This window comes from Streptomyces clavuligerus (assembly GCF_005519465.1).
Taxonomy (GTDB): domain Bacteria; phylum Actinomycetota; class Actinomycetes; order Streptomycetales; family Streptomycetaceae; genus Streptomyces; species Streptomyces clavuligerus.
Genome location: NZ_CP027858.1, coordinates 4,583,035 through 4,603,177, shown reverse-complemented (window position 1 = coordinate 4,603,177; position 20,143 = coordinate 4,583,035). Strand labels below are relative to the sequence as shown.

At 72.7% G+C, this 20,143-nt stretch carries 18 protein-coding genes; 13 read left to right on the top strand and 5 right to left on the bottom strand.

What is annotated here, in order from left to right:
* The first annotated feature begins 354 nt into the window (after window positions 1-354).
* The 4 genes from CRV15_RS19375 to CRV15_RS19360 are packed head-to-tail and all read left to right on the top strand — an operon-like array spanning window position 355 to window position 3,182.
* Window positions 355-1,830: a sensor histidine kinase gene (locus CRV15_RS19375; protein WP_003960489.1), complete on the top strand. Its 1,476-nt coding sequence runs from the start codon at window positions 355-357 to the stop codon at window positions 1,828-1,830.
* Window positions 1,827-2,240 carry a roadblock/LC7 domain-containing protein gene (locus CRV15_RS19370; RefSeq protein ID WP_009996225.1) on the top strand — a complete coding sequence of 138 codons (414 nt, stop codon included), beginning with the start codon at window positions 1,827-1,829 and terminating at the stop codon, window positions 2,238-2,240. The genes CRV15_RS19375 and CRV15_RS19370 overlap by 4 nt, the downstream gene beginning before the upstream one ends.
* Window positions 2,237-2,593 (top strand): DUF742 domain-containing protein, encoded by a 357-nt coding sequence (locus CRV15_RS19365; RefSeq protein WP_003960491.1) that lies wholly within the window; start codon window positions 2,237-2,239, stop codon window positions 2,591-2,593. The genes CRV15_RS19370 and CRV15_RS19365 overlap by 4 nt, the downstream gene beginning before the upstream one ends.
* Complete coding sequence (locus CRV15_RS19360) at window positions 2,574-3,182, top strand: GTP-binding protein (RefSeq protein WP_029182922.1); 609 nt, start codon at window positions 2,574-2,576, stop codon at window positions 3,180-3,182. The genes CRV15_RS19365 and CRV15_RS19360 overlap by 20 nt, the downstream gene beginning before the upstream one ends.
* 212 nt (window positions 3,183-3,394) lie before the next feature.
* On the opposite strand, the gene CRV15_RS19355 is transcribed toward CRV15_RS19360, so the two are convergent.
* The 4 genes from CRV15_RS19355 to CRV15_RS19340 all read right to left on the bottom strand — a co-directional run bounded on the left by CRV15_RS19355 (window position 3,395) and on the right by CRV15_RS19340 (window position 7,011).
* On the bottom strand, window positions 3,395-3,631 hold the full coding sequence (locus CRV15_RS19355; RefSeq protein ID WP_029182923.1) for a hypothetical protein: 237 nt from the start codon (window positions 3,629-3,631) through the stop codon (window positions 3,395-3,397).
* A gap of 232 nt (window positions 3,632-3,863) precedes the next feature.
* On the bottom strand, window positions 3,864-5,948 hold the full coding sequence (malQ, locus tag CRV15_RS19350) for a 4-alpha-glucanotransferase (RefSeq protein WP_003960494.1): 2,085 nt from the start codon (window positions 5,946-5,948) through the stop codon (window positions 3,864-3,866).
* A 10-nt stretch (window positions 5,949-5,958) separates the two neighbouring features.
* A complete protein-coding gene (locus tag CRV15_RS19345; protein WP_003960495.1) occupies window positions 5,959-6,177 on the bottom strand; it encodes a hypothetical protein in 219 nt (72 codons plus the stop codon).
* 297 nt (window positions 6,178-6,474) lie between these two features.
* Window positions 6,475-7,011, bottom strand: coding sequence for an HNH endonuclease (locus CRV15_RS19340; RefSeq protein WP_009996227.1), 537 nt, complete (start codon window positions 7,009-7,011; stop codon window positions 6,475-6,477).
* 276 nt (window positions 7,012-7,287) lie between these two features.
* Between CRV15_RS19340 and CRV15_RS19335 the strand changes: the two genes are divergently transcribed.
* Complete coding sequence (locus CRV15_RS19335) at window positions 7,288-8,385, top strand: mechanosensitive ion channel domain-containing protein (protein WP_009996228.1); 1,098 nt, start codon at window positions 7,288-7,290, stop codon at window positions 8,383-8,385.
* A gap of 139 nt (window positions 8,386-8,524) precedes the next feature.
* Here CRV15_RS19335 and CRV15_RS19330 read toward each other — a convergent pair whose 3' ends face one another.
* Window positions 8,525-9,115: a Uma2 family endonuclease gene (locus CRV15_RS19330; RefSeq protein WP_003958931.1), complete on the bottom strand. Its 591-nt coding sequence runs from the start codon at window positions 9,113-9,115 to the stop codon at window positions 8,525-8,527.
* 328 nt (window positions 9,116-9,443) lie between these two features.
* Here CRV15_RS19330 and CRV15_RS19325 point away from each other — a divergent pair, with 328 nt between their 5' ends.
* The 8 genes from CRV15_RS19325 (at window position 9,444) to CRV15_RS19290 (ending at window position 20,142) form a co-directional block, all read left to right on the top strand.
* Complete coding sequence (locus CRV15_RS19325; RefSeq protein WP_003960499.1) at window positions 9,444-10,619, top strand: ROK family transcriptional regulator; 1,176 nt, start codon at window positions 9,444-9,446, stop codon at window positions 10,617-10,619.
* 188 nt (window positions 10,620-10,807) lie between these two features.
* Complete coding sequence (locus CRV15_RS19320; protein WP_003958929.1) at window positions 10,808-12,145, top strand: ABC transporter substrate-binding protein; 1,338 nt, start codon at window positions 10,808-10,810, stop codon at window positions 12,143-12,145.
* A 13-nt stretch (window positions 12,146-12,158) separates the two neighbouring features.
* Complete coding sequence (locus tag CRV15_RS19315) at window positions 12,159-13,100, top strand: carbohydrate ABC transporter permease (protein WP_003958928.1); 942 nt, start codon at window positions 12,159-12,161, stop codon at window positions 13,098-13,100.
* A gap of 3 nt (window positions 13,101-13,103) precedes the next feature.
* Window positions 13,104-14,000 carry a carbohydrate ABC transporter permease gene (locus tag CRV15_RS19310; protein WP_003958927.1) on the top strand — a complete coding sequence of 299 codons (897 nt, stop codon included), beginning with the start codon at window positions 13,104-13,106 and terminating at the stop codon, window positions 13,998-14,000.
* 9 nt (window positions 14,001-14,009) lie between these two features.
* Window positions 14,010-15,275: a 6-phospho-beta-glucosidase gene (locus CRV15_RS19305; protein WP_003958926.1), complete on the top strand. Its 1,266-nt coding sequence runs from the start codon at window positions 14,010-14,012 to the stop codon at window positions 15,273-15,275.
* Window positions 15,266-16,270 (top strand): N-acetylglucosamine kinase, encoded by a 1,005-nt coding sequence (locus CRV15_RS19300; RefSeq protein WP_003960500.1) that lies wholly within the window; start codon window positions 15,266-15,268, stop codon window positions 16,268-16,270. Before CRV15_RS19305 ends, CRV15_RS19300 begins: the two co-directional genes overlap by 10 nt.
* A 1,345-nt stretch (window positions 16,271-17,615) precedes the next feature.
* On the top strand, window positions 17,616-18,998 hold the full coding sequence (locus tag CRV15_RS19295) for a hypothetical protein (RefSeq protein ID WP_003960501.1): 1,383 nt from the start codon (window positions 17,616-17,618) through the stop codon (window positions 18,996-18,998).
* Between the two features lie 79 nt (window positions 18,999-19,077).
* Complete coding sequence (locus CRV15_RS19290; RefSeq protein WP_003960502.1) at window positions 19,078-20,142, top strand: glutamate ABC transporter substrate-binding protein; 1,065 nt, start codon at window positions 19,078-19,080, stop codon at window positions 20,140-20,142.
* The last annotated feature ends 1 nt before the right edge of the window (window position 20,143 follow it).

Sequence of the window (20,143 nt, the reverse complement as noted above, 5' to 3'; positions counted from 1 at the left end):
TGACCTCGACGGCCGGTCCAGGCCGCGGCGGGCCGGACAGCGGCGGCCCGCGCCCCTGGTCGGCGGTGCGGAGTTGGCCGATTCCCCTCCCCGGCGGCCACCGGGGCCCGCGCCGCCGACCCCGTTCACCAGCGCCGGAGCCGACCTCCGCCCCGACTCACCGCCAACCCCTCCCATTTGGCTGAAAATCGACGTTCCCTCGGGACCCTGCCTGGACCTGGGCTTCTTCGCCAATCCCAACCGTCTACTTCACGCCAAATTCACCATCTGACGCCAACTGTCCCAACCGGTCATGGATATGCTCGCCGACTGTCGTCATATGATCATTCCCGTTCCGATGGTTTGAGGGTGCTGATGGTCCGACAGGAAGCGTCGACCGAAGAACCGCGGCCCGCGGCTTCCTTCGCGTGGCTGGTGCCCGTGGTCGTCACCGCCGTCGCCGCGGTCGTCCCGGCCGCCGTGGTGTCCGGATCGGCACGCACCGTCGTGATCTGGGTGGACATCATCGCCGTGCTGGCGATCGCCATCTCCTGCGCCGAGACCGTCCGCAGAGGACGCCGGGTCACCCTGCTCTCCGCGCGGCTGGCCGAGCGCGAGGCGGGCCTCGCCCGCGCCCAGGCCGAGAACAACCGGCTCGTCGCCGAGCTGCTGCCCGAGGTCGTGGAGCGGCTGCGCGCGGGCGAGTTCCCCGAGGACATCCTCGACTCCGTGGACGCGTCCCCCGAGCACCGGATCGTGCTCGGCTCCATCCTGGACGCGGTCTCCCGCGAGGAGGACCTGCGCGAGTCCGCCCAGCGCGCCTTCGTCAACATCGCCCGCCGCGTCCAGGCCATCGTGCACCAGCAGGCCCACCAGCTCCGGGAGATGGAGGACCGGCACGGCAAGAACCCCGAGGTCTTCGGCGATCTGCTCCGGATCGACCACGGCACCGCGCTGATCGGGCGGCTCGCCGACTCCATCGCCGTCCTCGGCGGCGCCCGCCCCGGCCGCCAGTGGAGCAGGGCCGTCCCCCTCTACAGCGTGATGCGCGGCGCCATGTCCCGGATCACCGACTACCAGCGGGTCGAGCTGCACTCCGTCTCCGAGGTCGCCGTCGTCGGCACCGCCGTCGAGCCGCTGATCCACGCGCTGGCCGAGCTGCTCGACAACGCCACCCGCTACTCGCCGCCCCAGACCAAGGTCCACATCACCGCCCTCGACGTGAACTCCGGCATCGCCGTCGAGATCGAGGACGGCGGTGTGAACATGAGCGAGGAGGCCCGCGACCGCGCCGAGCGCATGCTGCGCCAGGCCCAGCAGGGCATCGACGTCAACGACCTGGGCGAGACCCCCCGCCTCGGCCTCGCCGTGGTCGGCCGGCTCTCGCAGGCGTACGGCTTCCAGGTCTCCCTGCGCTCCTCGGCGTACGGCGGGGTGCGCGCCGTCCTCGTCGTCCCCATGAGCCTGATCACGACCGTCGCCTCGGCGACCGGTCTGGCGCACGGCATCGGCGTCGCCTCCGGCCCCCGGCCCGGCGAACCGCCCGCCGTCGACGGCGCCCACGGTCTGCCCGGCGAGGCGCGTCCGGCCCGGCTGCCGACGGGACCCACCGCCCCGGCCCCCCACCCGGAGGCCGACGACCATCTACCCGTGATCACCGAACGGACGGCGAACGGTCTGCCGCAGCGCCGCCGCAAGACCCCCGCCGCCCCGGCACCCGCCGCCGCCCCCGCCGTGCCGGCGCCGGACGACACCGCCCCCGCGGTGCAGCCCGGGATCTGGCTCACGGCGTTCCAGAACGGCCTGGCCGGTGAGGCACACCCGACGAGCAAGGGGAGTACGCAGCCATGATGCAGCAGTCCAACCAGACCAACATGGACTGGATGCTCAAGGACCTGGCGGAAGGCGTACCGCAGACGAGACACGTCATCGTGCTCTCGGCCGACGGTCTGCGCATCGCGCAGTACGGAGCGGACAACGACACCGCCGACCGGCTCGCCGCCGCCTGCGCCGGGCTCCAGAGCCTCGCGGGCGCCGTCGCCTCCGAACTGCCGGGCAGCGACGGCCGGATGCGGCTGGTCGTCATCGAGATGAGCGGCGGCTTCTTCTATCTGATGGCGGCGGGCGCGGGCGCGTTCCTCGCCGTCCTCGCCGACGAAGGGGTCGACGCCGGTCTCATGGGCCAGCGGATGCGGGACCTCGTCCTGCGCATCGGAGAGCATCTGTCCAGCCCGCCCCGGCAGGAGAGGCACCCGGCGTGAGTGACGCGGGGGACTGGGAGAACTCCAGCCCCGAGCGGCTCTACGTCATCACCGGCGGCCGGAGCGGGGCCTCGGTGCCCGCCGCCCTGGACCTCGTCACCCTGATCGTGGCCAAGTCCACCCCGCGCCACGGGATGCAGCCGGAGCACGCCGCCATCATCCGGCTCTGCCACCATCCCCTCTCGGTGGCGGAGATCTCCGCGTACATCGGTCTGCCGGTGAGCGTCGTCACCGTCCTCCTCAGCGATCTGCTGCTGGAGGACCAGGTGATCGCCCGCGCACCGGTCCAGCCCGCTCTCATCCCCGACCGCGCTTTGATTGAGGCAGTGATCGATGGACTTCAGAAACTCTGAGCCGCGCAGCGAGGACATGCTGCCGGAGACGGCCACCGCCGCCGTGAAGGTGGTCATCGTGGGCGGCTTCGGAGTGGGCAAGACGACCCTGGTGGGCTCGGTGAGCGAGATCAAGCCACTCACCACCGAGGAGACGATGACCCAGGCCGGGGTCGGTGTCGACGACGTCCACGGGGTGGAGCGCAAGACCGCGACCACGGTCGCCATGGACTTCGGCCGGATCAGCATCAACGAGGAGCTGGTGCTCTACCTCTTCGGCACCCCGGGGCAGCAGCGCTTCTGGTTTCTGTGGCGCGGGCTCTTCGAGGGCGCGCTCGGCGCGGTCGTGCTGGTGGACACCCGTCGGCTGGAGGTCAGCTTCGATGTCATCGGGCGGCTGGAGGAGCGCCGGGTGCCGTTCGTGGTGGCGATCAACACCTTCCCCGACGCCCCCGCGTATCCGATCGACGAGATCCGGGGCGCGCTCGACCTCCCGGCGACGGTGCCGATCGTGGAGTGCGACGCCCGGGTACGGGGGTCCAGCCGCGATGTCCTCATGACACTGATGCGGTATCTCCAGTCGCTGGCGGCGTCGGCGCGCGCCTCCTGACCGCCGCTCCCCCTGCCCGTCCCGACCGCCCGGCCCCTGCCGGCCGTCGCCTCCCCCTGCCCCGCCCGTTGTCCGGGACCGGGTCCGCCCCGGACCGGGGCGCCGGGCAGGGAGTCCGGACCTGGGCTCCGGGCATGGCGAAGGCACTCCGGGCGCGATCTGCGCACCCGGAGCGCCGGAAGGACTCAAGGGCGGGCCGGAAGCCCGGTGGATCAGACCTGGCCCTGCTTGTGGGACTTGTCGAGGACCATCACCAGGCCCGCGATCACCAGGAAGATCACCAGCGGTGCGGCCACGAACCAGCCGAGCGTCTCGGCCACGCTCAGCCCCTGGCCCGGGTCGTCGCCGTCGTCACGCGTGAGAGCGAACGCGGGCGACGAGAGGAGCAGCATCATCAGCGTCGTACCGGCCGCCACGCTGCCGGCGCGCAAAGTGTTCTTCTTGTCCACGGTCCCCAACGTAGCGAACGGCTGAACGGGTCGCTCGTCCGGGGTGCCGTATGGACGACAATCCGACGAGCGGCGGACGGACGGCACCGGCCTCGCACCGGGGCGGACGGGCCCGGGCCGGTGGCCGGACGGAGGTCGCACCGGCCTCGCACCAGCGGCGGACCGGCCTCGGACCGGTGGCCGGACGGACGCCGCGCCTGCCTCGGGCCGGTGGCGGACCGCCGGGGCCCGCTCAGCGCCCCTCGGCGTCCGCCCCGAACACCTCCATCAGCGCGCGCAGCCGGGGCGAGGCGGTCAGCCGTTCCAGGGAGAGGGGGCGGCCCTCGGCGTCCGCGATCGGCAGCCGCCAGTTCGGATGCTCCTGCCAGGTGCCGGGGAGGTTCTGCGGGCGGCGGTCCCCCACGGTGTCCGGCAGCCAGATCCCCACCAGCAGCGCGGGCGTCCGCAGCAGAAAGCGGTGGAACGCGCGAATCCGTTCCTCCTCCGCCTCCCCCGTGCCGTCCGCCACGCCGTCCCCCGCCCCGTCCGCCAGCAGCCCGAGGCCGGTGAGCACCCGCAGCCACTCCCGCAGCTCCGCCCGCTCCCGCCGCCGCTCCTCGTGGACGGGTCCGGCCAGCAGCCCCAGCCGGTGCCGCAGCTCCACATGGTCGCCGCCGAGCCGGGCGGCGAGCGGCGGCAGATCGTGGCCCGCCGCGGTCGCCGCGCAGCCGGCACGCCAGTGCTCGGGGGGCAGCGGGCGGCCGTCGCCCGCCCAGTCCCGCTCGAACCAGAGGACGGAGGTGCCGAGCACGCCCCGCCGCTCCAGCGTCTCGCGGACCCCCGGTTCGACCGTGCCCAGGTCCTCGCCGATGACGGTGGCCCCGGCCCGGTCGGCCTCCAGGACCAGCAGCGCGAGCAGCGCGTCCGCGTCGTACCGGACATAGGTCCCCTCGGTGGGGGGCCGCCCCTGGGGGACCCACCAGAGCCGGAAGAGCCCCATGACATGGTCGATCCGTACCGCTCCCGCGTGGGCGAAGAGGGCGCGCAGCAGTTCGCGGTAGGGGGCGTAGCCCTGCTCGGCGAGGATGTCGGGGCGCCAGGGGGGCAGTCCCCAGTCCTGGCCGAGCGGGCTGAAGGCGTCGGGGGGCGCGCCGGTGGACATGTCCCGCGCGTACAGCTCCGGCCGGGCCCAGGTGTCGGAGCCCTCGGGGTGCACGCCCACGGGGAGGTCGTGGACGACGCCGAGGTCCATCCCGGCGTCGGCGGCGGTGCGGGCGGCGTGGGCGAGCTGTCCGTCGGTGAGCCAGAGGGCCAGGGTGTGGACGTCGATCCGGTCCATCAGCCCGCCGCGGGCGCGGGCGACCCCGGGGGAACGGGGGTCGCGCAGCTCCTCGGGCCAGCTCCGCCAGTGGGGGCCGTGCAGCTCGGCGAGCGCGCACCAGGTGGCGTGGTCCTCCAGGGCGCGGCCCTGCCGGGCGAGGTAGGCGCAGTAGTCGGCGTGGCGGCCGGGGCCCAGCGGTACCCGGGCGAGCCGTTCCAGCGCCTCCCGTTTGAGGGCCCAGACGGCGTCCCGGTCGATCGGCTCGCCCTGGTCCAGGACGGCGGACCTGAGCCCGGCGGCGCGTTCGCGCAGCGCGTCCAGCCGGGCCCGGTCGGGGGCGGGGAGGTGGGCGTACTCGGGTACGGACTCGATCCGCAGATGGACGGGGTCGGGGAAGCGCCGGGACGAGGGGCGGTAGGGGGAGGGGTCGGAGCGGGAGCCGGGGGCGGCGGGCACGGCCGCGTGGACGGGGTTGATCTGGAGGAATCCGGCGCCGGTGGCGCGGCCCGCCCAGGAGGCGAGTTCGGCGAGGTCGCCGAGGTCGCCCATGCCCCAGGAGCGCTCGGAGAGCAGGGAGTAGAGCTGGACGAGGAAGCCGTGGGAGCGGCGCGCGGGGCGGGGGGCGCGCGCGGGGGCGACGACGAGGGCGCAGTGGGCGGCGCGGCCGTCGGGCGCCCGGGCCGCCAGCCGGTGGACCCCGGGGGGCGGCTCCCGCCAGTCGGCGCTCCGGCCGCCGTCCTCGTGGGTGACGGTCAGACAGGTGCCCTCGGGGAGCGCGGCCAGGGCGGGCGGGTCGGGGTCGCCGAGCCAGCGGACCACGACGGGCGGCAGCAGCCGTTCGGCGGCGGACCCGGCCTCCGTGAGCGCGCGTGCCACGGCCTCGGGTCCGGTGGCGTCCACGCCGAGCGCGCCGAGGACCGCGACGAGGGTGGCCTCGGGGACGGGGGTGGTCCGTCCGTCGGCCGTGGTGGTGGCGGTGGCGACGTGGTGCAGTTCGGCGAGCCCGACCAGGCTCATGGGTCTCCCTTCAGCGGCCCCCCGGGGCGGCCGGATCGCCCCACGGCGCGCGGGCGCCGGTGAGCGGGGGCTCTGCGGTGCACGGGGGTTCGCTGGTGAGCGGGGTGAGGTCGACGAGCGGCGGTTCGCTGGTGAGCGGCTCGGCCCGCAGCGGCGGCTCGCTCGTCAGCGGCCCGGCCGGGGGTGGCGCGAGCGGGGCGACGCGGGGCGGGGGGACGGCTGCGGCCATGTCGGGTACTCCCTGTGGACGGTACTGACGGTAGTGGCTTCTCCGAGCCCTACCCCGTGGACCGCACCGCAGACATACCCCCGCAATCGACGTGTTCCGCGTCACATTTCGTTCCCCGTACAGCGTTTGCCTCGAACGCAGCACCAATGGTTCGTCATGAACGGGACGCGACCGCGCCGGAAGGGGCGGGACGCGACGGAACGGGGGGAGCCCGGCGGCCCCTGGACCGCCCGGCTCCCGTGCCGCGTGCCCCGGACACCGCTCGGCACGCGCCCCAAACAAAAAAGAGGCCGGGTCTCAGGCCGATATGCCGTCGATCCGGGCCATGGCGTCCTCCGCCCCGTACGGTTGCAGATACGGCAGCCAGCGGGGGTCCCGATGGCCGGTGCCGATGATCCGCCAGGCCAGACCGCTCGGTGGCGCGGGCTGATGGCGCAGCCTCCACCCCAGCTCCCTGAGCTGGCGGTCGGCCTTGACGTGGTTGCAGTGGCGGCAGGCCGCCACCACGTTGTCCCAGGCGTGCTGGCCGCCGCGGCTGCGCGGAATGACATGGTCGACGCTGGTCGCCACACCCCCGCAGTACATACAGCGCCCGCCGTCGCGGGCGAAGAGGGCCTTGCGCGTCAGGGGGACGGGCCCTCGGTAGGGGACCCGGACGAACCTCTTCAGGCGGACGACGCTGGGTGCGGCGATGATCCGGGTGGCACTGTGCAGAAAGGCGCCGGACTCCTCAAGACACAGAGCCTTGTTCTCCAGGACGAGGACGAGCGCGCGGCGGAGCGGTACGACACCGAGGGGCTCGTACGACGCGTTGAGAACCAGGACGTGCGGCACGGCGGATGCCTCCTTGTACGCCGGCGGCGCGTGGCTCGCGCCGGGACGATCTGAGTTCAGTCTCTCCTCAGGCCAGGTCCGAGCGCCACCACGTGGCCGTAACGGGCTCGGAGTGTTTTCCACCACACCTCGGGCGGCATCCATCACAACGCCCGGCCTCCCGAATTCATCCCCGGGTGAGACTTGTCTCTCCCTCGAACAGGACATCGGGAACCGCGCTCCTGCCCCGTTACTGTGGTTGGCCAGCCGTACGCAATGCCTGGAGGTCATCCCCCCGTGACCCATGTCCCCCTGTCCTCCCCCCTCACCCGGCTGCTCGCCTCCGAGGACCCGAACGCCGCCGTGCCCGGGGTGGTCTCCCTGGACGACGCCGCCAAGCAGGCGACCGACGCAGCGGGCTGGGTGGAGCAGAACTGGTCCACCTGGCTGAACACCGGACTGCGGATCGCGCTGATCCTGGTGGTCGCCCTGGTCCTGCGGATGCTGGTGCGCCGGGCGCTGACCAAGCTGATCGAGCGCATGAACCGTTCCGCGCAGGCCGTGGAGGGCACCGCGCTCGGCGGACTCCTCGTCAACGCCGAACGGCGGCGGCAGCGCTCGGAGGCCATCGGCTCCGTACTGCGCTCGGTGGCGTCCTTCCTGATCCTCGGCACCGCGGGACTCATGATCCTCGGCGCCTTCGAGATCGATCTGGCCCCGCTGCTGGCCTCGGCCGGTGTCGCGGGTGTGGCCATCGGTTTCGGCGCCCGCAATCTGGTGACGGACTTCCTCTCCGGCGTCTTCATGATCCTGGAGGACCAGTACGGGGTCGGGGACTCGATCGACGCGGGGGTGGCGTCGGGCGAGGTGATCGAGGTCGGTCTGCGGGTGACCAAGCTGCGCGGCGACGACGGCGAGATCTGGTACGTCCGCAACGGCGAGATCAAGCGGATCGGCAACCTCAGCCAGGGCTGGGCGACCGCGGCGGTCGATGTCACGGTCCGCCCCTCGGAGGACCTGGACCGGGTCGGCGCGGTGATCGCCGAGGTCGGGGAGGAGCTGGCCAAGGCCGAGCCGTGGAACGAGCGGCTGTGGGGCCCGGTGGAGACGCTGGGGCTCACCGAGGTGCTGCTGGACTCGATGACCCTGCGGGTCGCGGCGAAGACGATGCCGGGCAAGGCGCTCGGGGTCGAGCGGGAGCTGCGCTGGCGGATCAAGCGGGCCTTCGACGCGGCGGGCATCCGCATCGTCGGCGGCCTCCCCCTGGCCGTCGAGGAGCCCGCGCCCACCGACCCGTCCGCCACGGTGGCGCCCCCGTCCGCCCTGGCCAGCCCCACGTCCCCGCAGTCCCTGGCCACCAACCCGATACCCCCGGGCCCGAGCCTGACCAAGTAGTCGGCGTAGTCGGCCTATTCGGCCTGTTCGGCCTCTTCGGCGTGGTCGGCACAGCCCGGCCGCCGATGGGGAAGGGCCCCGCGGACGCGCTGTCCGCGGGGCCCTTCCCGCTGTACCGGCCTCGCGTGCCGGTCAGGACTCAGCGCACCCAGTTCTTGAGCGGTTCCGTGTCCAGGGTGATGCCGATCGGGTCGGGGAGAGTGATCTCCTTGCCGAAGGGCACCGTGAGCACACTCTCGTAGCGGGTGCCGTCGGGGCCGCTGTGCACCTTGACCTCGCAGGTGTCCCGGTCGATCAGCAGACAGACGGGGATGCCGGTCTCGGCGTAGGACCGGGGCTTCTCCACCCGGTCGCGCCGGTCGGTGTCGGTGTCGGTGTCGTACGAGGTGATCTCCACCACCATGAGCACGGGCGCCGGGTCGGCCCACTCCCCCGCCCCCACGAACGCCTCCGCGTCCGCGAGTGTGCCGTCCGGGCGGGCGTGGCCCTTGCGACACGTCTCGACGAGCAGCCCCTGGCCGGTCGAGAGCCACAGCTCCGGGCGGTGCCGGAGACAGATCCGGATGAGCCACTGGATGATGCGCTCGTGATCGCCGTCGGGCACCGGCTTGATGCCCATCTTGCCGTGGATGAACTCCGGGCGGACGCCTTCGACCGCGCCGGTCAGGGCACGCGCGGCGGCCTCGAACTCCTCGGGCAGCATCTGCGGCCGATCGGTGGTCACGGTCACGGCCGCCTCCTGCTGCTCGCGCGGACTGCTCCGCCGGACCCGTCCTCGGGTCTCAGAGTCCCACAGAACGGGCGGCGCACGGCCTGGAACGGCGCATGGCCGCCGCCCCCGTCCGGGCGGCGGTTTCCCGCCCCGCAGGCATGGACCATTGACGCCAAGCCGACATGAGTCCTATTTTCCTCCTGGGTTAGGAAACTTTCCTAACAGTCCGGCTCCGGTGGACCCGGGCGGTGACACGATCGGAAGCCGGAAGGCAGGTGCGACATCCGTGGCCGGATCTCATCCCTCCCCAGGGACGACCCCCGGTACACCTCGTGTGCTCCGCGCCATGAACGACCGTGCCGCGCTCGATCTGCTGCTGGCCCACGGACCTCTGTCGCGCACCCGGATCGGCAAGCTGACCGGCCTCTCCAAGCCCACCGCCTCCCAGCTCCTGGCCCGGCTGGAGTCCGCCGGGCTGGTCGTCGCCACCGGGACCACCGAGGGACGGCCGGGGCCCAACGCGCAGCTCTACGCGGTGAACGGGCGGGCCGCCTTCGCCGCCGGGATCGATGTGACCCCGCTGCGCATCCGCGCCGCCGTCGCCGACCTCACCGGCCGCACCGTCGGCGAGTTCGAGCTGCCGACCCCGGGGCGGCGCGCCGAGAACGCCGTCCGCCGGGTCGTCGCCGCGCTGGAGGGCGCGGCGGAGGCCGCCGGGATCACCACGGCGGACGTGCACCGGCTGGTGATCGGGACCCCGGGCGCCTTCGACCCCTCGACGGGACGGCTCCGCTACGCCTCCCATCTGCCCGGCTGGCACTCCCCCGACCTCCTGGAGGAGCTGGACGCCGCCCTGCCGATGCCGGTCGGGTACGAGAACGACGTCAATCTCGTCGCCGTCGCCGAGCAGCGGCTCGGGGTCGCCCGTGACCACGAGAACTTCGTCCTGCTGTGGAACGAGGAAGGGCTCGGCGCCGCCGTCGTCATCGGCGGACGGCTGCACCGGGGCTCCACCGGCGGCGCGGGCGAGGTCGGCTTCCTGCCGGTCCCCGGCACCCCCCTCGTCCGCGGGGTGACGAAGGCCAACAGCGGCGGCTTCCAGGAGCTGGCGGGCGCCCAGGTGCTGCCCCGGCTCGCCCACGAGCTGGGGGTGGAGCCGGTGGGCCAGGGCCACTACGTGCAGGTCGCGGGCGCGCTCGTGGCCCGGGCCGCCGAGGCCGACTCGGGTCCGTACCGCGCCTTCCTCGACACCTACGCCACCGGGCTCGCCACCGGACTCGCCTCCCTCGTCGCCGTCCTCGACCCGGAGCTGGTGGTCCTCTCCGGGGAGGCGATCGCGGCCGGAGGGGAGCCCCTGCGCGCCCGGGTCCAGGCGGAGCTGGCCGAACTGGCCGCCTCCCGGCCCCGGCTCGTCATCGGCTCCGTGCGGGACCACCCGGTGCTGCGCGGGGCCCTGGAGAGCGCGCTCGCCGCCACCCGTGACGAGATCTTCGACACCACCGCCCAGCGCCGGGCCCCGTAGACCGGCGCCCCCCGCACCCCCGTCCCCATCCCCGTCCCCCATCCCCGTCCCGTCCTCGTCCCCCGCTCCCCGTTCCCGTCCTCGTACCGGCGCCACCCACGCCACCAACCCCCCACGGCACTTCCGACAGCACGACACGACCGGCATATCCCACCCCTTCAGCCCGCTTTCGCGAGGGAGACACCGCCATGTCCATACGCACCAGGAAATCCGCGGCAGCGCTCGCCACCACCGCCGCCCTGGCCCTCTTCGCCACCGCCTGCACCGGGTCGAACGAAGAGACCGCCAACGACGACCCCAAGGCCGAGACCACCCTGACCTTCTGGCACGGCTGGTCCGCCCCCAGCGAGGTCAAGGCGATCCAGAAGAACATCGAGCGCTTCGAGGCAGCGCACAAGAACATCAAGGTCAAGGTCGTCAGCAATATGACCGACGACAAGGTGAACCAGGCGTTGCGCGCGGGCGGTTCCAAGGCTCCGGACGTGGTCTCCTCCTTCTCCACCACCAATGTCGGAAAGTTCTGCGCGACGCGCGCCTTCACCGACCTCACGCCCTTCCTGGAGAAGTCGGGCATCGACCCGGCGAAGGTCTTCCACAAGCCCCTCCTCGACTACACCCGGTTCGACGGGAACCAGTGCTCGCTGCCGCTGCTGAGCGACGCCTACGGCCTCTACTACAACAAGGACGCCTTCGCGAAAGCGGGCATCAAGGCGCCGCCGAAGACCTGGAGCGAGTTCGAGAAGGTCGCCCAGCAGCTCACCGAGGCCAAGGGCGACAGCTATGAGCAGCTGGGCTTCATGCCCAACTACCACGGCTACGAGACGACCATCTCGCACTATGTCCCGCAGTGGTCCCCGACCTACTTCGACGCCGAGGGCAAGTCGAACATCGCCAAGGACCCGGCGTTCTCCCGGATGATGACGTTCCAGAAGAATCTGGTCGACAAGCTGGGCGGCTATGGAAAGCTGAAGAAGTACCGCAATACCTTCGGTGACGAATGGGGCGCGAAGCACCCGTTCCACACCGGTCAGGTCGCCATGCAGCTCGACGGCGAATGGCGGCTCGGCATGGCCAAGGACGCCGGGGTGAAGTTCGGTATCGGCACCGCCCCGCTGCCCGTTCCCGACGACCAGGTCGCCGACTACGGCAAGGGCTATCTCTCCGGCACCATCCTCGGTATCGCCTCCACCAGCAAGAAGCAGAACGCCGCGTGGGAGCTGGTGAAGTTCATGACCACGGACACCGACGCCGTGGTCGCGTTCTCCAACGACATCCGCAATGTGCCCTCCACGATCGAGGCGCTGAAGTCGCCGGGGCTGAAGCACGCGCCGGAGTTCCAGACCTTCATCGACATCGCGCAGCACCCGAAGTCCAACACCAGCCCGGCCAACGTCGACGGCGGCGCCTACCACACCACCCTCCAGGACGTCGGTCTGCGCTATGAGTCGGGCCAGCTCAAGGACCTCCAGGCGGGTCTGGAGAAGGCCGCGCGGCAGATCGACACCGACATCGCCAAGCTGAAGTGACCCAGCCGCCGCGATGACCACTCACACCCTGCGTTCGAAGCGCCGCCGGTCGGCGCTTCGGACCCTGGCCTTCCTCTCGCCCTGGTTGATCGGATTCAGCGTCTTCTTCGCCTATCCACTGATCTCCACCGTGTACTTCTCCTTCATGAAGTACGACGGTTTCCGTCCGCCCGAGTTCAACGGCCTGGACAACTGGACGTATGTCTTCAACGACTACCCCATGTTCTGGCCCGCCTTGCGCAACACCCTCTGGCTGGTGCTGGTCATGGTCACCTGCCGGGTGGCCTTCGGTCTCGGCATCGGCCTGCTGATCACCAAGGTCAAGACGGGGACCGGGATCTTCCGGACCCTCTTCTACCTGCCCTATCTCGCCCCGCCCGTCGCCGCCACGCTCTCCTTCGTCTTTCTGCTCAACCCCGGCACGGGCCCCGTCAACACGGCGCTGGAGTCGGTCGGACTCTCGCCCCCGACCTGGTTCACCGACCCCGCCTGGTCCAAACCCGCCCTCACCCTGCTCGCCATCTGGGGTATCGGCGATCTGATGGTGATCTTCATGGCGGCCCTGCTCGACGTGCCCAAGGAGCAGTACGAGGCGGCCCAGCTCGACGGCGCCTCGGCCTGGCAGCAGTTCCGTTTCGTCACGCTGCCGAACATCTCGCCGATCGTGCTGTTCGCCGTGGTGACCGGGGTCATCGCCACCATGCAGTACTACACACAGCCCCTGGTCGCGGCGAAGGTCGCCTCGGGGAACATGGGCGGCAGCGGCCAGATATTCGAGCCGGGGTATCCCGAGAAATCCACGCTGACCCTGCCCCAGACCATTTTCAACGCCGGTTTCCAGCGGTTCGACTACGGCGCGGCGGCGGTCGTCGCCCTGGTGCTCTTCGCACTCGCCATGGCCTTCACCTCCCTGCTGATGCGGCGGCGCGGCGGCCTCATCCGGATGGGGGACTGAGTCATGGCCCAGGTACTCGACAGGAAATCCGCGGCGAAGGAAGCCCCGCCGACTCCGGCGGCCCGGGCGGCCCGCCGGAGGGTGCTGCTCCACTGGATCGGCGTGCACTCGCTCGCGATCGCCGCCGCGCTCTTCTTCGTCCTGCCCTTCGTCTTCGTGGTACTGACCTCGCTGATGAACGGTCAGCAGACGCTCACCCGCGATCTCATTCCCACCACCTGGGAGTGGGGCAACTACACCAAGGTGCTCGACACGCCCGGCTTCCTCACCTGGTGGCGGAACACCCTGATCTACGCCGGTCTGGGCACGGTCCTCACGGTCGTCTCCTCGATCCCGGTGGCCTACGCGCTGGCGAAGTTCCGCTTCCGGGGCCAGCGGCTGGCGATGATGCTGGTCATCTCGATGATGATGCTGCCGCCCCAGGTGATCGTCGTCCCGATGTACCTCTTCTGGGCGAAGGAGCTGGACCTCACCGGCACGCTCTGGCCGCTGATCATCCCCATGGCCTTCGGCGACGCCTTCGCGATCTTCCTGCTGCGGCAGTTCCTGCTGACCATTCCGAACGAGTACATCGACTCGGCCCGGGTCGACGGCTGCGGCGAGGTGCGCACCCTGCTCAGGGTGGTCCTCCCGATGGCCAAGCCCGGTATCGCCGCGGTCGCGCTCTTCCAGTTCTTCTACGCCTGGAACGACTACTTCGGCCCGCAGATCTACACGTCCGAGAATCCGGCCGCGTGGACGCTCAGCTATGGACTGGAGTCGTTCAAGGGCGCGCACCACACCGACTGGAATCTGACCATGGCCGCGACCGTCCTGGTCATGGCCCCCGTGATCCTCGTCTTCTTCTTCGCCCAAAAGGCGTTCGTCGAGGGTGTCACACTGACCGGAGTGAAGGGCTAAGGAAAAGAAATGAAGCTCGCAGTCGTGGGTGGCGGCTCCACCTATACCCCCGAGTTGATCGACGGCTTCGCCCGATTGAGGGACACCCTCCCCATCAGCGAGCTGGTTCTCATCGACCCGGCGGCCGACCGGCTCGACCTGGTCGGCGGGCTGGCCCGGCGGATCTTCGCCAAGCAGGGCCACAGCGGCACCGTCGTCACCACCTCCGACGTGGACGCGGGGGTCGCCGACGCCGACGCGGTCCTGCTCCAGCTGCGGGTCGGCGGACAGGCCGCCCGGCTCCAGGACGAGACCTGGCCGCTGGAGTGCGGCTGCGTCGGCCAGGAGACCACCGGCGCGGGCGGGCTCGCCAAGGCGCTGCGCACCGTCCCCGTCGTCCTGGACATCGCCGAACGCGTCCGCCGGTCCAACCCGAACGCCTGGATCATCGACTTCACCAACCCGGTGGGGATCGTGACCCGGGCGCTGCTCCAGGCCGGGCACAAGGCCGTCGGGCTGTGCAATGTGGCCATCGGCTTCCAGCGGCGGTTCGCTCGGCTGCTCGACGTGGACCCGGCGCAGGTCCACCTCGACCATGTGGGGCTGAACCATCTCACCTGGGAGACCGGGGTCCGGATCGGCGGCCCCGAGGGCGCCGACCGCCTCCCCGGGCTGATCGCGGAGCACGGCGAGTCCCTCGCCTCGGACCTCGGGCTGCCGAGGCAGCTCCTCGACCGGCTCGGCGTGGTCCCCTCGTACTATCTGCGCTACTTCTACGCGCACGACGAGGTCGTCCGGGAGCTGCGGACCAAGCCGTCCCGGGCCGCCGAGGTCGCCGCGATGGAGAAGGAACTCCTCGCGATGTACGCAGACCCCACCCTGGACACCAAGCCGGAGCTGCTGGCCAAGCGGGGTGGCGCCTTCTACTCGGAGGCGGCCGTCGACCTCGCCGCCGCGCTGCTCGGCGGGGGCGGCAGCCCGTACCAGGTGGTCAACACCCGCAACGGCGGCACCCTGCCGTTCCTCCCCGACGACGCCGTCATCGAGGTCCAGGCGGCGGTGGGCAACGCGGGCGCGGCGCCGCTGCCCGTGGAGCGGGTCGACCCGCTGTTCGCGGGGCTGATCGCCCAGGTCACGGCGTACGAGGACCTGGCACTGGAGGCGGCCCTCAAGGGCGGGCGCGAGCGGGTCTTCGCGGCGCTGCTGTCGCATCCGCTGATCGGTCAGTACGAGTACGCCGAGGCACTGACCGACCAGCTCGTCGCGCACAACCGGGAGCATCTCGCGTGGGCCTGAGCGCTTCCGTCCTCGCCATCGACGCGGGCAACAGCAAGACCGACGTGGCCGTGGTCGGTCCCGACGGCTCCGTCCTCGCCGCCGTCCGGGGGCACCACGGCTTCCATCCGCCGAGGGAGGGCATCGAGCCGGCCGTCGACCGGCTCGCCGCCACCGTGGAGCAGGCGTTCGCCGCCGCCCGGGAACGCGGTGCCGCGACGGACTCCGTCGCCCATGTCTCCGCGTGTCTCGCCAACGCCGACCTCCCGGTGGAGGAGGAGGAGTTGAGCGCGGCCCTGGGCACCCGGGGCTGGGCCCGTTCGGTCACCGTCCGCAATGACACCTTCGCGGTGCTGCGGGCGGGTCTGGACGAGCCCCGCGGAGTGGCGGTGGTGTGCGGCGCGGGCATCAACTGCGCGGGCATGCTGCCGGACGGGCGGACGGCCCGGTTCCCCGCGATCGGGAAGATGTCCGGCGACTGGGGCGGCGGTCTGGGGATGGCCGAGGAGGCCCTCTGGTACGCGGCACGGGCCGAGGACGGCCGGGGCGAGCCGACGGCGCTCGCCCGGACGCTGCCGGAGCACTACGGCGTGGAGTCGATGCCCGCCCTGATCGAGGCCCTGCACCGGGGGCGCATCCCGGCCGAACGTACCCACGAGGCCACTCCGGTGCTCTTCGCGACCAGCGCGGCGGGGGACCCGGTCGCCCGCTATCTGGTGCGGCGGCTGGGGCAGGAGGTCGTGGCGATGGCCACCGTGGCGCTGACCCGGCTGGGGCTGCTGGACGAGGAGGTTCCGGTGCTCCTCGGCGGGAGTGTGCTGGCGGCCCGCCACCCGGAGCTGGACGGGCACATCACCACCCTGCTGGCGGCGAAGGCCCCGAAGGCGCTGCCCCAGGTGGTCACCGCTCCCCCGGTGCTCGGCGCCGCCCTGCTCGGCTTCGACCACACCGGCGCACCCGCCGAGGCACGCGCCCGGCTGCGGGAGCACTACACCTCCGGCGGACCGGGGAACTGACGGGGCGCCGCCGCTCCGTGGGCCGGGGCCACGACCTGTGCCCCGGCCCCGGAACGGCAGAAACAGCCCGCCCAGCCGCACGGGATGGACGGGGGCTCCACCCGCACAGGCGGACGGGCACGTGCCGGAAGACCCCGGCGACTGCGGCCCGTCGGCCGAGGCAGCCCCCGTGCCCGCACCGGGGCACGGGCCCGGCTGCGGCAGCGATACGCATCCGGCGCACCGGGGAACCGACAGAGCGCCGCCGCTCCGTGGGCCGGGGCCACAGGCCCCGGAACGGCAGAGACAGCCCGCCCGGCCGCACCAGGCGGGGGGCCGGGACGGGGCCCGAGCCGTGGAGTCGGGCCCGCCGGAATCCGCACCCCGCCCGCACCCGGCGCGCGGACCCGGCGGAGGCAGGGCACCCGGCCGCCTGCCGAGCCCGTACCGGACCGCTCGGGACGGACGGGGGGCTCCAACCGCACCGCCGGACGGGCGCGTGCCAAAAGACCCCCGCGGCTGCGGCCCGTCCACCCGTCCCGGCCGGATCAGCGCGGCACCCCGCCCGGCCCACGGAACCGACAGGGCGCCGCCGGTTCCGTGGGCCGGGGCCGGGGCCGGTGTCCTGGCCCGGCGCCCGCGCCTGCCTCGTGCCGGACCCGCGCCGGGCCGCACCAGGCGGACGAGGCTGGAACGCGGGCCCGAGCCGCGGAGTCGGGCCCGCCGGAATCCGCGCCCGGCGCGCGGACCCGGCGGAGGCAGCGCACCCGGCCGCCTGCCGGGCCCGTACCGGACCGCTCGGGACGGACGGGGGACTCCGGCCGCACGAGGCGTTCGGGCCGGACGGGTGCGTGCCGGAAGACCCCCCGCGGCCGGGGGCCGTCCACCCGTCCCCGGCCGGATCGTGGCCCCCGGCCCGCACCGGAGCACCCCGGGCACCGGCACGGACCGGGGCCCGGCAGGCGGTCGCGGACCGGGGCCGGGCCTGGTCCGGGGGCCGGAGTCGGGAAATCCGTTACGGGGCAACGGAGTCGGGCCCGCCGGGACACGCATCCGCGCGCGGAACCGGTGGCGTGGCCGGGAACCAGTCCGGGTGCCGGAACGTATTCATGAAGGGGACAGAACGGGGAGACGGCGGGGGGACTACGGGGAGGAACGGGGGAGGCGCGGCGCGGGGCCGCGGCATGCGGCGCCGCGCTCACGGCACGGCGGCGGTGCCGCACAGGTCCGGCGGTGTCCACGCCCGTTCAAGATCGTGGCAATCGGGCTGTGCGTTCCGGCCTTCTTGGCCATACTGCTGGCCAGGTGGCCACTCCCCCGACCCGCCGGGCAGTGGGCCGCCGTCAGCGACCGAGGGGGAGGTCAGATGACACGACTTCAGGAGGCCGTGCGCGGACGGCCCGCGTCCGCGGAGGGCCCTGCGGGCCGCCCGCCCGCCGGCCGCACCGCGCTCACCGAGGCCCGGGGGCGGCTGCGGGCCATGGCCACGACGGAGCCCGGACGGCTGCGGATCATCGGGGCCGCCCTCGCGGCGCTCGTGCTCGCGTTCGGCGCCGCGACCGCGCTGGACGTCACCGACCGGGCCCGGGCCGCCGACGACGTCGTCAGCCGCAGCCAGCCGCTGAGCGCGCGGGCGGGCGAGCTGTACCACTCCCTGGCCGCCGCCGACACCGCCGCCTCCAGCGCCTTCCTCGCCGAGTCGGACGAGGAACCCCCCACGGTGCGCAAGGAGTACGAGGACCGGATCGCGCACGCCTCCACCCTGCTGATCACGGCCGCGTCGCACATGGGGGATTCCGACGCGGCGGCCGCCCAGATCACCCGGCTCAACAGGGAACTGCCGCTGTACCGGGGCCGGATCGAGACCGCCCGCACCTACAACCGGCAGGGGCTGCCGCTCGGCGGGGCGTATCTGCGCTTCGCCAACGACCAGATGACGCGGATGCTGCTGCCCGCCGCCGAGCGGCTGTACCGGGAGGAGGCCGCCCGGCTCGGCGAGGACGACCGCGAGGCCCGGTTCTGGCCCGTGGTGGCGCTGACGGCCGGGGTGCTGGCGCTCGGGGCGCTCGGCTGGGCCCAGTGGCGGCTGCGCCACCGCACCAACCGCGTGGTCAACCCCGGTCTGCTCGCCTCGACCGCCGCCGCGGCGGCCCTGCTGCTCTGGCTGGCCGGCGCCCACGGCATGGCCGTCGCCGGGCTCGGGGAGGCCAAGGAGAAGGGCCAGGACTCCCTCCAGGTCCTCACCGACGCGCGCATACACGCGCTGAAGGCACGGGCCCAGGAGAATCTCGCCCTCGTGGCCCGGGGCGCCACCCTCACCGACGAGGAGGGACGGGACCAGTACGCGACGGAGTTCGACCGGGGGATGAGCCGGTTCAAGGAGCGGCTGAGCAGAGCGGTGGAGCTGGCCGACGACACCGCGGGCCGGACCCCGTTGAAGACCGCCGGGACGAACGCCGGCGCCTGGGAGGTCCGCCACGGCGAGGTGAGCCGGGCGGAGCAGGCCGGGGACTACAAGGGGGCACTGCGGAAGGTCATCGGCGGCGACGACACCAGCCAGGGGATCTTCGACCGGCTGGACAGGGCGCTGGAGGAAGCCATCGGCCATGAGCAGCGGGAGTTCACCCGGGCCGCCGAGTCCGGGCGGGACAGCCTGGACCCGCTGCCCGCGGGGGCCGCGCTCCTCGCCGTCCTGGGCGCGGCGGGTGCGGTCCTCGGCCTCAACCGCAGGCTGGCGGAGTACCGATGACGCCGCGGAACAGCGCGGGTCCTCAGCGGACGGCGGGGGCACGCGGACGGGCGGCGGCGAGCACGGGAGAGGGCGGGCGATGACAGCGAGGAACACCGGGGCCCCGCCCCGGTCCCGGAGGGATGCCGGGAGATGGGCGGCGGCACGCGGCTGGGGCGGACCGGCCCTGTCGGCCGCGGCGGCCGTCTGCGCGCTGACCTCGGCGGCCGTGCTGCTCCCGCTCACCCAGGGCGCGGGGTCCGGTGGCACCGGGGGCCGCGCCGGGGAGCGCCCCCCGGTGACGTCGGTCGCGGCGGACGACTGCACCGAGCCCGAGCGCTCCCTGACTCCCTCGGCCGCCGACGGCCCCTCGGTCCGGGAGATCCAGAAGCGCCGCAAGCTGATCGTCGGCGTGGATCAGAACAGCTACCGCTGGGGCTATCGCGACCCGGCGACCGGCGATCTCATGGGCTTCGACATCGACCTCGCCCGCGCCATCGCGGAGGATCTGCTCGACAAGGACGGCACGGTCGTCTTCCGTGCCGTCTCCACCGACCAGCGCGCGCCCCTGCTGCAGGAGGGCAAGCTCGACCTCGTCGTCCGCACCATGACGATCACCTGCAAACGGGCCAGGGAAGTGGCGTTCTCCACGGCATACTTCGAGACCGGGCAGCAGGTACTCGCGCCCCGGCAGTCGAAGATCACCGGCCATGACGCCTCCCTGAAGGGCAAGAAGGTGTGCACGGCGGAGGGCTCGACGGCCTTCGACGCGCTGGAGGAGAACGCGTACGGCGCGATCTTCCGGGACCCGGGCGACGGCACCGCCGCCGACGAGGACATCCTCACCGTCCCCAATCAGCTCGACTGTCTGGTGCGGGTCCAGGAGGGCCTGGCCGACGCGGTGGTCACGGACAGCGCGCTGGCGGCCGGGCAGGCCGCCCAAGACCCCACGGTCGAACTGAAGGGGCCGCGCTTCAAGAAGGTCGAGTACTACGGTGTGGCCGCCGCGCCCGGCAAGGACGACCTGGTGCGCCGGGTCAACAAGGTGCTGGAGGAGTACCGGGAGGACGGGCGCTGGCTGAAGGCGTACCAGGACTGGCTGGCCGAGGATCTGCCCGGGGTGACCGAGCCGCCCGAAGCCAAGTACCACCTACGGGAGAGGTGAT

Bases quoted from the DNA above. Each gene is read 5' to 3' on its own strand.
- CRV15_RS19320 (WP_003958929.1), top strand. From the start codon at position 10,808: ATGTCCATACGCACCAGGAAATCCGCGGCAGCGCTCGCCACCACCGCC.
- CRV15_RS19295 (WP_003960501.1), top strand. From the start codon at position 17,616: ATGACACGACTTCAGGAGGCCGTGCGCGGACGGCCCGCGTCCGCGGAG.
- CRV15_RS19370 (WP_009996225.1), top strand. From the start codon at position 1,827: ATGATGCAGCAGTCCAACCAGACCAACATGGACTGGATGCTCAAGGAC.
- CRV15_RS19310 (WP_003958927.1), top strand. From the start codon at position 13,104: ATGGCCCAGGTACTCGACAGGAAATCCGCGGCGAAGGAAGCCCCGCCG.
- CRV15_RS19360 (WP_029182922.1), top strand. From the start codon at position 2,574: ATGGACTTCAGAAACTCTGAGCCGCGCAGCGAGGACATGCTGCCGGAG.
- CRV15_RS19375 (WP_003960489.1), top strand. From the start codon at position 355: ATGGTCCGACAGGAAGCGTCGACCGAAGAACCGCGGCCCGCGGCTTCC.
- CRV15_RS19345 (WP_003960495.1), bottom strand. From the start codon at position 6,177: ATGGCCGCAGCCGTCCCCCCGCCCCGCGTCGCCCCGCTCGCGCCACCC.
- malQ (WP_003960494.1), bottom strand. From the start codon at position 5,948: ATGAGCCTGGTCGGGCTCGCCGAACTGCACCACGTCGCCACCGCCACC.
- CRV15_RS19305 (WP_003958926.1), top strand. From the start codon at position 14,010: ATGAAGCTCGCAGTCGTGGGTGGCGGCTCCACCTATACCCCCGAGTTG.
- CRV15_RS19325 (WP_003960499.1), top strand. From the start codon at position 9,444: ATGAACGACCGTGCCGCGCTCGATCTGCTGCTGGCCCACGGACCTCTG.
- CRV15_RS19290 (WP_003960502.1), top strand. From the start codon at position 19,078: ATGACAGCGAGGAACACCGGGGCCCCGCCCCGGTCCCGGAGGGATGCC.
- CRV15_RS19315 (WP_003958928.1), top strand. From the start codon at position 12,159: ATGACCACTCACACCCTGCGTTCGAAGCGCCGCCGGTCGGCGCTTCGG.